Below are 11,613 nucleotides of genomic sequence, written 5' to 3'. Positions count from 1 at the left end.
ACTCTTGCGAGGATTCCCCGTCACGGCTCCGGGAGAATTCCCATTTGGCCCGCGTGCGGAGATTTGTGGTGTTCTGCAGGCGAACCTGCGCGCCGGGACCCGGATCCGCGGGCCGCGGACGGCACACCACGGCCGGCGGTGTGCCGTGACGCACGCTCGACGATCAGTGGGCGGCGGTCGACTCGTCGGGGTTGGAGGTGACGAGCTCGGTCAGGACCCCGTGGCAGTCCTTGGGGTGCAGGAAGGTGATCCGGGACCCCATCGAGCCGATGCGGGGCTGGTCGTAGAGGACGCGGACGCCCTTGCCGCGAATGGCCTCCGCGTCGCCGTCGACGTCCTCGGTGCCGAAGGCGATGTGGTGGACCCCCTCGCCGTTCTTCGCCAGCCACTTGCCGACCGCCGAGTCCTCGCGGGTCGGCTCGAGCAGCTGGAGGTAGGAGGCGCCGCCGTCGGACGTCTCGTTGATTTTGAGCATGGCCTCGCGAACGCCCTGCTCCTCGTTGACCTCGGAGTGGAAGACCTCGAAGCCGTACGTGGCACGGTAGAACTCGACGGTCTTGTCGAGGTCGAAGCAGGCGATTCCGATGTGGTCGATCCTTGTCAGCATGGGACCAGTGCACCGCCGAGAGGGGCGGTCACGCAACGTGCCAGCGATCACACCGACAGCCCGGTGACGCCGCGGGTACCGCTCAGTACATTCAGGTAAACCCTCGTTCACTCCTCATCCTCAAGGGGCTGTGCCTCATGTCCGGAACGAACAACACCACCTCAGTGATCGTCGCCGGGGCCCGCACGCCCATGGGGCGTCTGCTCGGTTCGCTGAAGTCCTTCTCGGGTGCCGACCTCGGCGGGTTCGCCATCAAGTCCGCGCTGGACCGCGCCGGGATCTCCGGCGACCAGGTGCAGTACGTGATCATGGGCCAGGTGCTCCAGGCGGGCGCAGGCCAGATTCCAGCGCGCCAGGCCGCGGTCAAGGCCGGAATTCCGATGAACGTCCCCGCGCTCACGATCAACAAGGTCTGCCTCTCGGGTCTGGACGCGATCGCGCTGGCCGACCAGCTGATCCGCGCCGGTGAGTTCGACGTCGTGGTCGCCGGCGGCCAGGAGTCCATGACCAACGCCCCGCACCTGCTGCCCAAGTCGCGCGAGGGCTACAAGTACGGCGCCATCGAGATGCTCGACGCGATGGCCTACGACGGCCTCACCGACGCGTTCGAGAACATCGCGATGGGCGAGTCGACCGAGAAGCACAACACCCGCCTGGGCATCGAGCGCGCCCCGCAGGACGAGTTCGCCGCCGCCTCGCACCAGCGGGCCGCGGCCGCGCAGAAGAACGGCGTCTTCGAGGCCGAGATCACCCCGGTCGAGATCCCGCAGCGCAAGGGCGAGCCGGTCGTCTTCTCCCAGGACGAGGGCATCCGCGCGGAGACCACCGTCGAGTCCCTGGGCAAGCTGCGCCCGGCCTTCGCGAAGGACGGCACGATCACCGCCGGTACCTCCTCGCAGATCAGCGACGGTGCGGCCGCCGTGGTCGTGATGAGCAAGGCCAAGGCCGAGGAGCTGGGCCTGCCGTGGATCGCCGAGATCGGCGCCCACGGCAACGTGGCCGGCCCCGACAACTCGCTGCAGTCGCAGCCGTCGAACGCGATCCTGCACGCCCTGAAGAAGGAGGGCCTGGAGGTCGCCGACCTGGACCTCATCGAGATCAACGAGGCCTTCGCGGCGGTCGCCGTGCAGTCAATGAAGGACCTCGGGGTCACCCCGGAAAAGGTGAACGTCAACGGTGGCGCCATTGCCCTGGGGCACCCGATCGGCATGTCCGGTGCCCGCGTGGTGCTGCACCTGGCGCTGGAGCTGAAGCGCCGCGGCGGCGGGGTCGGCGCGGCCGCGCTGTGCGGCGGCGGCGGCCAGGGCGACGCCCTGATCGTCCGCGTGCCCAAGGCGTAACCGGGTACCGCACCCACCCGTACCCGTACGAGAACCGAGGAGCGCAGCACGTATGACGGCGGTGGACGTCCCCCAGCTGGTGGCCCAGGCCCGTGAGGGCAGGCCGAGAGCGGTGGCCCGGCTGATTTCGCTGGTGGAGGGGGCGTCCCCGCAGCTGCGCGAGGTGATGGCGGCGCTGGCCCCCCTGACGGGCAACGCGTACGTGGTGGGCCTGACGGGGTCGCCGGGCGTCGGCAAGTCGACCTCGACCTCGGCGCTCGTCTCCGCGTACCGACAGGCCGGGAAGCGGGTCGGCGTCCTCGCCGTCGACCCGTCCTCGCCGTTCTCCGGCGGAGCGCTGCTGGGCGACCGGGTGCGGATGTCGGACCACGCCTCCGACCCGGGGGTCTACATCCGCTCCATGGCCACCCGGGGCCACCTGGGCGGTCTCGCCTGGGCCGCCCCGCAGGCGATCCGGGTGCTGGACGCGGCCGGGTGCGAGGTGATCCTGGTCGAGACGGTCGGCGTCGGCCAGTCGGAGGTGGAGATCGCCGCCCAGGCGGACACCTCGGTGGTGCTGCTGGCTCCGGGGATGGGCGACGGGATCCAGGCAGCGAAGGCCGGGATCCTGGAGATCGGCGACGTGTACGTGGTGAACAAGGCCGACCGGGACGGCGCCGACGCCACGGCCCGGGAGCTGAACCACATGCTGGGCCTGGGGGAGTCCCGGGGTCCGGCCGACTGGCGCCCGCCGATCGTCAAGACCGTCGCCGCGCGCGCCCAGGGCATCGACGAACTGGTCGAGGCGCTGGAGAAGCACCGGGCGTGGATGGACGAGCGGGGGGTCCTCGCGGAGCGGCGTACGGCGCGTGCGGCGCGCGAGGTGGAGACGATCGCCGTGACGTCCCTGCGGGCCCGGATGGCCGATCTGCACGGCAACTCCCGGCTGGAGGCGCTGGCGGCCCGGGTGGCCGGGGGCGAGCTGGACCCGTACGCGGCGGCCGACGTCCTCCTGGACAGCCTGACCGACGCCTGACGCCGGACCGGCTGACCGGCACGACCCCGGACAGCCGGGCCGACACGTGATGCCGGACCGGCCGAAGCCTGATGCGGGAGCGGCGCCCCGCCCCTAGACTGGCGAACGCCCGGATTACCCCGATTCAGGGAGCGGCTCATGGCCAAGCGCGGCAACAAGAAGCGAGCACGCAAGAAGAAGAAGGCGAACCACGGCAAGCGTCCCAACGCCTGACCGGACCGCCTGGCAGTACGGAAGGAGCCGCGCCCCCCGCACGGGGCGCGGCTCCTCTCGTCCGCGAGTCCGCGAATCAGCGGGTCAGCGGTCAGCCGTGGTCGTCGTCCGAGTCGCCGTCCGAGTCGGACTGCGTGGTGGCCTTGCCGGTCGTGGCATCCACGGAGGCGTCCCACGTCTTGCCGTCGGCGCCCCTCACCTCGACGTGCCAGGCAGCGGCCCTGCCGTCGTCCTCGGAATCCCACTCGACCGTCCACACCTGCCCGGGATGGGCGGCGACGGCGGCCTTGGCGGCCTGCTCGGCGGTGACCTTGGCGGCGAGCAGGTCCTTGTGCTCGCTGCTGTCCTCGTCGGTGTCCACGTTCTTCCGGGTGACCGCGCCGGACGCGGCGTCGACTTCCAGCTCGGCGTGGCCCTTGCCGTCCTTGGTGATCACGTCCACGTGCCAGACGTTGGCGTCCCGGTCGAGGGACTCGACCACTCCGGGGTAGTTCTTCAGGGCCGCGGCGAGCGCGGCCTCCGCGGTGACCTCGACCTGCGGCGCAGCGGCCGCGGGGACGGTTCTCGCCGTGTCGGCGGGTGCCGCTGCGGCGGCCGCCACCGGGCCTCCTGCCATCAGGATCACGGACGCGGCCGCGGAGACGTACACAGTGCGCTTCATGGGCTTGACCTCCTCAGGCCGGCCGTACCGCCTGCGGTTGCCCGTAGGGCGGTCGGCCGGCAGCGAGCGTTCCCACCCATTGTCGGGCCGATCGCCGAGGAGGGCGCGGCGGCCCCTCAGGCCTTGCCGCGCGTACCGCGCAGGTGGTCCGCCACCGGGTCCAGCGACTCGCGCAGCGCCGCCAGGGCCTCCGGCGGCAGCAGGTCGATGAAGTGCCGGCGGACGGATGCCACGTGGTGCGGGGCCACCTTGCGCATCGTGTCCATGCCCTCGTCCGTGAGCACCGCGAACAGGCCCCGGCGGTCGGACTCGCAGTTCACGCGGCGGACCAGGCCCGCCGCCTCCATGCGCGTGATCTGGTGGGACAGCCGGCTCTTGGACTGCAGGGTGGCGGTCGCGAGATCGCTCATCCGCATCCGGTGTTCCGGCGACTCCGAGAGGTTCACGAGGATCTCGTAGTCGTTGTTGGTGAGTCCGAAGGGCTGGAGATCCTTTTCCAGCTGGTGCATCAGCAGTCTGCTGACGTCCAGGTGGGTGCGCCAGGCGCACTGCTCGGCATCGGTCAGCCACCGGGTGGCCGTCTCGGTCTCCATGGTCTCCATGAATGAACTCTACCTAAGAAGTTGAATTACGTACAAAAATGGGACGTGCTCTGGGGCGTCACAGTCCGAAGCGGCGCTGGAGATCACCCAGCTGTCCCGGCATCCGCGGAACGCCCAGCTGCCCCAGCGGGCCTTGGCCGGCCCCCGGAACCCCCTGCGCGTTGCCCGTGGCCGCACCGGCGCCGACCGTGCCGACCGCCTGTTCCGCCATCAGCATCTCCGACGACTGCAACAGCACCGTGCCCGCTCCGACGAACTCGAACTGGTGCTCCTCGCCCGAGGTGCCGCCGATGCCCGTCAGCGAGCGCAGGCCGCCCATCACGCCCGACATGTAGCCGTGATCGTAGTGGTGGCAGGGGGAGGGGCAGTCCGCCCAGCCCACCAGCGCCTGCGGGTCCACGCGCAGCGGCGGCTCCATGAACACCACCGGCCCGTTGGACGCCGCCACGAATTTCCCGGTGCCGATCAGCGTCAGGAAGCCCGGGACGATCGACTGCTTGAGGGCGAGGGAGGGCTGGTAGGCGAGCAGGTTGCCTGACCGGATCGTCAGGTTCCCGTTCTCCAGGTCGTAGGAGTTCACGTCGAAGGCGCGGTCCGCCAGCAGCATCTTGCCCTGCCCCTCGGCCACCACCCAGTCGCTCGCGTGCAGCGGCGAGTGGAAGCTGGTGCGCAGCAGCCGGTCGAAGCGGCCGTTGCCGATGCCGTTGAACTCGATGCTCCCGTAGTACGAGATCATCTTGCCCTTCTGCAGGAACCACTGGCTCCCCTTGAGTTCCACGCAGAAGGTGTACGCGTTGACGTTGTCGTCGCTGGGCAGGGTGTACGGGTCGAAGACCGTCGGCCCGCCGGGCCCGCCGATCACGGGGCCAAAGTTCACAGCTTCTCCTCCGAGGCCTGTACGTACACCGCGCCCTGACCGGACAGCTCCAGCTGGAACGCCTCACCCGAGCCGCGCCCCACCATGTCCCGCCAGCCGAGCGCGGTGGAGAGCTTGTTGCGGACGTCGCCGTGGTGGGCCACGTACGCCTGCGGGTCCACGTGGACCGGCCGGCTCGGGTGGATGGGAAGTTCGATGACCCCGCCGTGGGCCATCACGGCGACCGCGCCGTGGCCCTTGAGGGTCGTGGTGAACAGGCCCTGGCCGGTCACCTGGCCGCGGACCATGCCCATGACGCCGCCCTGCGAGCCCATGAACATCGTGCCCTGCTGGAGCGTCCCGTCGAAGGCCAGCAGCCGGTCGGCCTCGACGTACAGGGTCTCGCCGGTCAGGTTGATCACCTGGATGTGGTGGCCGCCGTGGCCGAACATCACGGTGCCGCTGCCCTCGACCGTCATCAGCGGGGTCTGCTCGTTGGCCACCCGCCGCCCGATCATGCCCATGACCCCGCCCTGGCCGCCGGTCAGGCTGGGGGTGAAGGAGACCTCGCCGCGGTACGCGAGCATCGCGCCGCGCTGGCTGTACATCTTCTGGCCCGGGACGACCTGGGCCTCGACCATCTTCGAGTTGATCTCGCGGAACGGCATCAGACGTCGCCCCCGATGGTGTTGCGCTCGCTGGGCTGCACGTAGACCAGGCCCTCGCCCTCGAAGCGGATCTGGAACGACTCGCCGGAGCCCTCGCCGATCAGGGTGCGGAAGTTCACCCCGGACTGGAAGGACTGCCGCAGGTCACCGGTGTGCGCGATGTACGCCCCCGGGTCGACGGAGAGCGGGTACTGGGCGCTGACGCGCAGCACCACCGCCGGGCCGTCGGACATGATCGCCGCCTGGCCCGAGCCCTCGACGGTCGTGGTGAACAGGCCGTTGCCCGTCGTGGCCCCGCGCAGACCGGTGAAGGTCGTGCCGGTGCGCAGCCCGCCGTCGGTGCACAGCAGGTTGCTGGACTCGACGTAGAGCTTCTCGCCGTGCAGATTGACCAGATTGATCTCGCTCGCGCGGTCGGCGAAGAAGCAGGTGCCGTGCCCCTGCACTTCCATCACGGTCATCTGCTCGCCGGTCAGCCGGCGCGTCACCATCCCGCGGATGCCTTCGCCGCCGCCGGTCATCTTCTTGAAGGCCATCTGGCCGTCGTACGCAACCATGGAGCCGTTCTTCGCTTTCACGGCATCCCCGGTCAGGTCGACGGCGAGCACCTTGCTGCCTTGGAGTCGGAACTGAGCCACGGGATGACGTTATCGGCAGCAGGCGGACGCGAACAGGGCCCCGTGGCCGATATGCGCCACACCCGGGCGGTTTCGGGCGCGATCCGGGGTGGAGCCGGGGGCGACCGGGCGCGACCGCGCCCCCGCGGCCCTGCGTGCACCGCGGCAGGGGGGCCCGGGTCAAGATCCCGCAAAGCGGCTGAGACACTGGAGCGGCCCCAGGCTCCCACCCCGAAGGTTCTCCGTGGACATCAAGACCGCCTCCGCCCTGCACCGGCTGCGCCTCATCTCCGTCCCGGAGGCGCTGTCGTTCCCGGCCCTGCTGATCTTCGGCTCGCTGCTGAGCCGGATCTCGGACATCGACTACCTGATGATGCCGCTCGGCATCCTCCACGGGATCCTCTTCGTCATCTACGCGGTCTTCCTGCTGGATGTCTGGAACCGGGCGAAGTGGCCCCTCAAGAAGGTCGCGCTGTTCTTCGTGCTGGCGCTGCTGCCCTTCGGCGGCCTCTACGGCGACCGGCTGCTCAAGCGGGACGAGGCCGACAGCGTGGTCGCGGCCCGGGCCCGGCAGGCGGCCGAAGCGTGATCGTCGCGTTCTCGGTGACCCCGCTGGGGGTCGGCGAAGAGGTCGGGGAGTACGTCGCCGACGCGGTCCGCGTGGTCCGCGAGTCGGGGCTGCCCCACCGCACGGACGCGATGTTCACCACCGTCGAGGGCGAGTGGGACGAGGTCATGGACGTGGTCCGGCGCGCCGTGGCGGCCGTGGAGGAGCGGGCGCCGCGCGTCTCCTTCATCCTGAAGGCCGACATCCGTCCGGGCGTCGTCGACGCGATGACCTCGAAGGTCGAGACGGTGGAGCGCCACCTCGCCGAGGGCTGAGCCCCGCCGCACTTCCCCGGGTCCGTCCGTCCTCGAGTCCTCCCCGAGCGCCCCTGGCCCCGCCGGCCGGGGGTCCCGCGTCACTCCCGGGCGCGGCGGGCCAGGCCCAGCGCGTAGTCCGGCCACCACTCGCCCGCCCGCGGGCCCCCGCGGCAGGGGCCGTCGGACTCGCCGGGCCGCTTGATCCAGAGGTACGCGTCGACGAGCGGGTCGTCCGTCCTGTCGGTCGGCGGCCTGCCCAGCGCCCGGCCGGGCGGATTGCACAGGGTCCGGCTGCGGTCCCCGGGCAGCGGGCCCTCGCCGTTGCGGCTGGTGTCGACGACGAAGTGCTTGCCGCCGGCGGCTCGGGAGATCTCGGCTCCGTAGGCCCGCACCGCGGCGTCGGGCTGGAAGTCGGAGACGTTGAGCGCGAAGCCGTCGGCGCGGGCGAGGCCGGCCCGGGACAGGGGCTCGACGAGGTCCAGCGGGTCCTTGATCCACGCCGGGCTGCCGGCGTCCAGGTAGACCTTGGTGCGGGGGTTGCGCTTGAGCCGGTCGACGGCCTCGGAGAGCAGCCGGTAGCGCTCGGCGTGGTGCTCGGGCGGGGTGCAGCCGTCGACGACGTGCGCGAGCGCGCCCGGCTCCAGGACGACGAGGGCACGGGCGCTGCCGATGCCGTCGGCGAAGGCCTTGATCCAGCTGCGGTAGGCCGCGGCGCTCCCGGCGCCGCCGGCCGCGTGCGGGCCGCAGCCGCGGTGCGGGATGTGGTGCGCGGCGAGCACCAGGGTCCGCCCGGCGGCCCGGGCGCCCTTGACGGCCCGGCGGATCTCCGGGCCGGGATCACCGCCCGGCCCCCAGAGGGCCGTCGCCCGCTCCGCGATCCTGCGCAGCACCTGGGCCTCGCCGTAGCGGCCCGCCGCCTCCCAGGCGGCGACCTGCCGGGCGGCTTCGCCCTGCGGGTCCACCCAGTACGCGGAGGACTCGACGGCCCCGGTCCCGGACGGGGCGGCGGCCGGAGCCCCCGCCCCGGGCGCCGTCCCGCCGGAGCACGCGGGGGCTGCCGCGAGGCACAGCAGCAGGCCGAGGAGGGTGACGGGGCGGCGCCGGAGAACGGCGCGCCGGGGAACGGCTCGGCGGGAAACGGCGCGTCGGGGAACGGCTCGGCGGGAAACGGCGCGTCGGGGATCGGCTCGGCGGAAAACGGCGCGTCGGGGAACGGCGGGGCGCATCCGGCTTCCTCGGGACGAAGGAACGGGCAGCGGACCGGGACATCGTGACATAACGGACAGTTGCCGCCCCCTTACGACACCGCCGGCCCACCCGTGGTCAGCGCGATGGCCAGCGGGGTGCGTTCGTAGAGGACCTGGTGGCCGTGGCGGGCGGAGACGAGCAGGCCCGCCGCACGCAGGACCCCGAGGTGCGCCGAGACCGTGGACGCGGCGAGGCCGAGCCGATGGGCCAGCGCCGTGGTGGAAGCGGGTTCGTCCAGCGCGCACAGCACCTCGGCCCGGGCCCGGCCCAGCAGCTGGGCCAGTGCCTGCGGGACCGGGCCCGCGCGGGCCGTCCACAGGGCGCCGATCCCCCGGGCCGGATAGACCAGCGTCGGCTGCCAGGGAGGGTCGTAGCCGCCGACGACCTCCGGCCAGCCGAAGGCGCTCGGCATCAGCAGCAGCCCCTGCCCGTCCAGCGTCCGGTCGTGGTGCCCGCTGCGGGTGATGGTCAGGGTGTCCGTGTCCCCGTGCCAGCGCAGGTCGGGGTGGAGACCGTCGAAGAGCGCCTCGAGGCCGCCGCCCGCCAGCCGCCGCGAGTGGAACAGGATGTCCGCCTCCAGCAGTCCGCGCAGCCGCGGCCAGTGCGGGGCGACCAGCGCCTCCCAGGCCCGCTCGGTGAGGTCGGCCAACTGCCGCACCGCCCGCGCCGGGTCCGCCAGCATCCGCTGCCCGAGGCCGCTCTCCAGCGCCCCCGGCGTACAGACGAGGGAGAGCCGCAGGTCCTCGCGCGCCGCCTCGGGATCGGCCGCCCGCACCCGCGCCAGCTCCTCCTCGAAGGTGACGGACGGGCCGAGCGGCGGCGGGCTGAGGAAATCCGGATGGTGCCCCGCCCGCGGCATCAGCAGCCACAGCGGTCGCAGGTCCAGCCCTTCGGCCGCGGCCCGCACCTGCCGGAGCCAGGGCAGGTGGTAGGTGTGCCGGTGCGGGCGGAGCAGGGCGCGGACCGCCTCCTGCGTCTCCCAGCGAGGGGAGATCGCGAACCGGCACCGCAGCAGGTCGCCGGGCCCGAACCGGAAGTGGAACCCCACGATGCCCCCGCCCCTCCCCGCCCGGGCGCGGCTCGGCCGGGATTCGTCCAGGACCGAATCTCTACGACTGCCAGGGTAGTGCGCGCCAGGCTGCCTGCCATGTCCACCACCACCCCGGCCGCCGGGTACCGGGCCGTCTTCCGGATCCGGGAATTCAGGCCCGTCTTCGCCGCGCACCTGCTGTCCGTGCTCGGCGTGGTCGTCACCGAGATCGCCCTGACCGTCCTCGTCTACCGCGCCACCGGCTCGCCGCTGATGAGCGCGCTCACCTTCGCCCTCGGCTTCCTCCCCTACGCCCTGGGCGGCACCCTGCTCGCCGGGGCCGCCGACCGCCACCCCGCCCGGCGGGTGCTCGTCGCGTGCGATCTCCTCTGTGCGGCCTGCGCCGCCGCCATGGCCCTCCCGGGTACGCCCGTCGCGGTGCTCCTCGTCCTGCGCTGCGCGATGTCCTTCGTCGCACCGCTGTTCCAGGGCGCCCGCAGCGCCTCCCTCGCCGACATCCTCGGTACCGGCGACACCTTCGTCCTCGGCCGCTCGCTGCTGCGCATGGTGGCCCAGAGCGCCCAGCTCATCGGCTTCGGCCTCGGCGGGATCCTGCTCACCGTCCTCGCGCCGCGCGGGGCCATTGCCCTGACCGCCGCCGGATTCCTCGGCTCGGCGCTCCTGTTGCGCCTGGGCACGCGCGCCAGGCCCGCGCGCGCGGGATCCCGCCGCTCCCCGGCCGCAGGGGTGCGCGCCGTCCTCGGTGATCGCCGGATCAGGGCGCTGACCCTGATGTTCTGGCTGCCGCCCGTGTTCGTCGTCGTACCGGAGGCGCTGCTCGCCCCCTACACCGCCGGCCTCGGCGCGGGGACCGGCGCGCTGGGGCTGCTGATGTGCGCCCTGCCCGTCGGCACCATCGCGGGAGAGCTGTGGGCGGGCTCCGCGCTCACCGCCCGAACGCGTTCGCGGATCACGGTCCCGTTCGCCGCCGCGGGACTGCTGCCGCTGCTCCTGTACGCCCTGCGGCCCGGCGTACCGCTCGCGCTCACCGCGCTCCTGCTCGCCGGTCTGGCCCAGGCCTACACGCTCGGCCTCGACCAGTGGTACCTCGACGCCGTCCCGGAGGAGCTGCGCGGCCGGGCGATGACCCTGCTCAGTACCGGCATGATGACCTTGCAGGGCGTCGGCATGGCCCTGGCCGGGATCGCCGCCGAATTCCTCCCGGTCCACCACGTCGTCACCGGTTCCGCGATCATCGGCACGGCCGTCGTCCTGCTCCTCCTGGCCGAACTGCGGTCCACCGCACGGGAAGGGGAGCGGCCGAGGAGTGAGACGGGGCTCGCCGTCAAATGACCGACCGGTAGGGTCTGGTACGTGTCCAAGCCGCTCAGCCTTCCCTTCGATCCCATCGCCCGCGCCGACGAACTCTGGCAGCGGCGCTGGGGGCCGGTGCCCGCGATGGCCGCCATCACCTCGATCATGCGCGCGCACCAGATCCTGCTCGGCGAGGTCGACGCCGTGGTCAAGCCGTACGGGCTGACCTTCGCGCGCTACGAGGCGCTGGTGCTGCTCACCTTCTCCAAGGCCGGCGAGCTGCCGATGTCGAAGATCGGCGAGCGGCTGATGGTCCACCCGACCTCGGTGACCAACACCGTCGACCGGCTGGTGAGGTCCGGGCTCGTCGACAAGCGGCCCAACCCGAACGACGGCCGCGGCACCCTCGCCTCCATCACGGAGAAGGGCCGCGAGGTCGTCGAGGCCGCCACCAAGGACCTGATGGCGATGGACTTCGGACTCGGGGCGTACGACGCCGAGGAGTGCGCGGAGATCTTCGCGCTGCTGCGGCCGCTGCGGGTCGCTGCCGCCGACTTCGAGGAGAAGTAGGCCCCTGT

At 72.1% G+C, this 11,613-nt stretch carries 14 protein-coding genes; 6 read left to right on the top strand and 8 right to left on the bottom strand.

What is annotated here, in order from left to right; genetic code table 11:
- Nucleotides 1–163: 163 nt before the first annotated feature.
- Entirely contained in the window at nt 164–607 is a 444-nt protein-coding gene (gene mce / locus AB0D44_RS04655) for a methylmalonyl-CoA epimerase (protein WP_362584276.1), read from the bottom strand.
- A gap of 137 nt (nt 608–744) precedes the next feature.
- Here mce and AB0D44_RS04650 point away from each other — a divergent pair, with 137 nt between their 5' ends.
- Nucleotides 745–1,947, top strand: a complete 1,203-nt coding sequence (locus AB0D44_RS04650) for an acetyl-CoA C-acetyltransferase (protein ID WP_362584273.1) — start codon at nt 745–747, stop codon at nt 1,945–1,947.
- A 52-nt stretch (nt 1,948–1,999) separates the two neighbouring features.
- Entirely contained in the window at nt 2,000–2,962 is a 963-nt protein-coding gene (gene meaB / locus AB0D44_RS04645) for a methylmalonyl Co-A mutase-associated GTPase MeaB (RefSeq protein ID WP_362584270.1), read from the top strand.
- 304 nt (nt 2,963–3,266) lie between these two features.
- On the opposite strand, the gene AB0D44_RS04640 is transcribed toward meaB, so the two are convergent.
- The 5 genes from AB0D44_RS04640 to AB0D44_RS04620 form a co-directional block, all read right to left on the bottom strand.
- Entirely contained in the window at nt 3,267–3,836 is a 570-nt protein-coding gene (locus AB0D44_RS04640) for a PepSY domain-containing protein (protein WP_362584267.1), read from the bottom strand.
- A 116-nt stretch (nt 3,837–3,952) separates the two neighbouring features.
- Complete coding sequence (locus AB0D44_RS04635) at nt 3,953–4,429, bottom strand: MarR family transcriptional regulator (protein WP_362584470.1); 477 nt, start codon at nt 4,427–4,429, stop codon at nt 3,953–3,955.
- Between the two features lie 67 nt (nt 4,430–4,496).
- Nucleotides 4,497–5,300, bottom strand: coding sequence for an AIM24 family protein (locus AB0D44_RS04630; protein ID WP_362584467.1), 804 nt, complete (start codon nt 5,298–5,300; stop codon nt 4,497–4,499).
- Between the two features lie 11 nt (nt 5,301–5,311).
- The gene (locus AB0D44_RS04625) at nt 5,312–5,962 is read right to left on the bottom strand and encodes an AIM24 family protein (protein ID WP_362584265.1); all 651 of its coding nucleotides are present in this window, start codon (nt 5,960–5,962) and stop codon (nt 5,312–5,314) included.
- The gene (locus AB0D44_RS04620; RefSeq protein ID WP_362584263.1) at nt 5,962–6,600 is read right to left on the bottom strand and encodes an AIM24 family protein; all 639 of its coding nucleotides are present in this window, start codon (nt 6,598–6,600) and stop codon (nt 5,962–5,964) included. The genes AB0D44_RS04625 and AB0D44_RS04620 overlap by 1 nt, the downstream gene beginning before the upstream one ends.
- Before the next feature lie 223 nt (nt 6,601–6,823).
- Between AB0D44_RS04620 and AB0D44_RS04615 the strand changes: the two genes are divergently transcribed.
- A complete protein-coding gene (locus tag AB0D44_RS04615; protein ID WP_362584261.1) occupies nt 6,824–7,168 on the top strand; it encodes a DUF3817 domain-containing protein in 345 nt (114 codons plus the stop codon).
- Nucleotides 7,165–7,461, top strand: coding sequence for an MTH1187 family thiamine-binding protein (locus AB0D44_RS04610; RefSeq protein WP_362584259.1), 297 nt, complete (start codon nt 7,165–7,167; stop codon nt 7,459–7,461). Before AB0D44_RS04615 ends, AB0D44_RS04610 begins: the two co-directional genes overlap by 4 nt.
- 80 nt (nt 7,462–7,541) lie before the next feature.
- On the opposite strand, the gene AB0D44_RS04605 is transcribed toward AB0D44_RS04610, so the two are convergent.
- A complete protein-coding gene (locus tag AB0D44_RS04605; protein WP_362584464.1) occupies nt 7,542–8,519 on the bottom strand; it encodes a glycoside hydrolase family 6 protein in 978 nt (325 codons plus the stop codon).
- A 221-nt stretch (nt 8,520–8,740) separates the two neighbouring features.
- Nucleotides 8,741–9,739 carry a DUF5937 family protein gene (locus tag AB0D44_RS04600; protein ID WP_362584256.1) on the bottom strand — a complete coding sequence of 333 codons (999 nt, stop codon included), beginning with the start codon at nt 9,737–9,739 and terminating at the stop codon, nt 8,741–8,743.
- A 99-nt stretch (nt 9,740–9,838) separates the two neighbouring features.
- On the opposite strand from AB0D44_RS04600, the gene AB0D44_RS04595 reads away from it, so the two are divergent.
- Together AB0D44_RS04595 and AB0D44_RS04590 are read left to right on the top strand one after the other, a co-directional pair.
- Nucleotides 9,839–11,074, top strand: coding sequence for an MFS transporter (locus tag AB0D44_RS04595; RefSeq protein ID WP_362584253.1), 1,236 nt, complete (start codon nt 9,839–9,841; stop codon nt 11,072–11,074).
- Nucleotides 11,075–11,095: 21 nt separating this feature from the next.
- Nucleotides 11,096–11,605 carry a MarR family transcriptional regulator gene (locus AB0D44_RS04590; RefSeq protein ID WP_362584251.1) on the top strand — a complete coding sequence of 170 codons (510 nt, stop codon included), beginning with the start codon at nt 11,096–11,098 and terminating at the stop codon, nt 11,603–11,605.
- Nucleotides 11,606–11,613: the final 8 nt, after the last annotated feature.

Source organism: Streptomyces sp. NPDC048349 (genome assembly GCF_040651925.1).
Taxonomy (GTDB): Bacteria; Actinomycetota; Actinomycetes; order Streptomycetales; family Streptomycetaceae; genus Streptomyces.
Note: the sequence above shows the minus strand (reverse complement) of the source record. Positions and strands in the feature narration are given on the sequence as shown.

What these genes read in the sequence shown, in the direction of transcription:
- mce (WP_362584276.1), bottom strand. Translation starts at nt 607, where the DNA reads ATGCTGACAAGGATCGACCACATCGGAATCGCCTGCTTCGACCTCGAC.
- AB0D44_RS04650 (WP_362584273.1), top strand. Translation starts at nt 745, where the DNA reads ATGTCCGGAACGAACAACACCACCTCAGTGATCGTCGCCGGGGCCCGC.
- meaB (WP_362584270.1), top strand. Translation starts at nt 2,000, where the DNA reads ATGACGGCGGTGGACGTCCCCCAGCTGGTGGCCCAGGCCCGTGAGGGC.
- AB0D44_RS04640 (WP_362584267.1), bottom strand. Translation starts at nt 3,836, where the DNA reads ATGAAGCGCACTGTGTACGTCTCCGCGGCCGCGTCCGTGATCCTGATG.
- AB0D44_RS04635 (WP_362584470.1), bottom strand. Translation starts at nt 4,429, where the DNA reads ATGGAGACCGAGACGGCCACCCGGTGGCTGACCGATGCCGAGCAGTGC.
- AB0D44_RS04625 (WP_362584265.1), bottom strand. Translation starts at nt 5,962, where the DNA reads ATGCCGTTCCGCGAGATCAACTCGAAGATGGTCGAGGCCCAGGTCGTC.
- AB0D44_RS04595 (WP_362584253.1), top strand. Translation starts at nt 9,839, where the DNA reads ATGTCCACCACCACCCCGGCCGCCGGGTACCGGGCCGTCTTCCGGATC.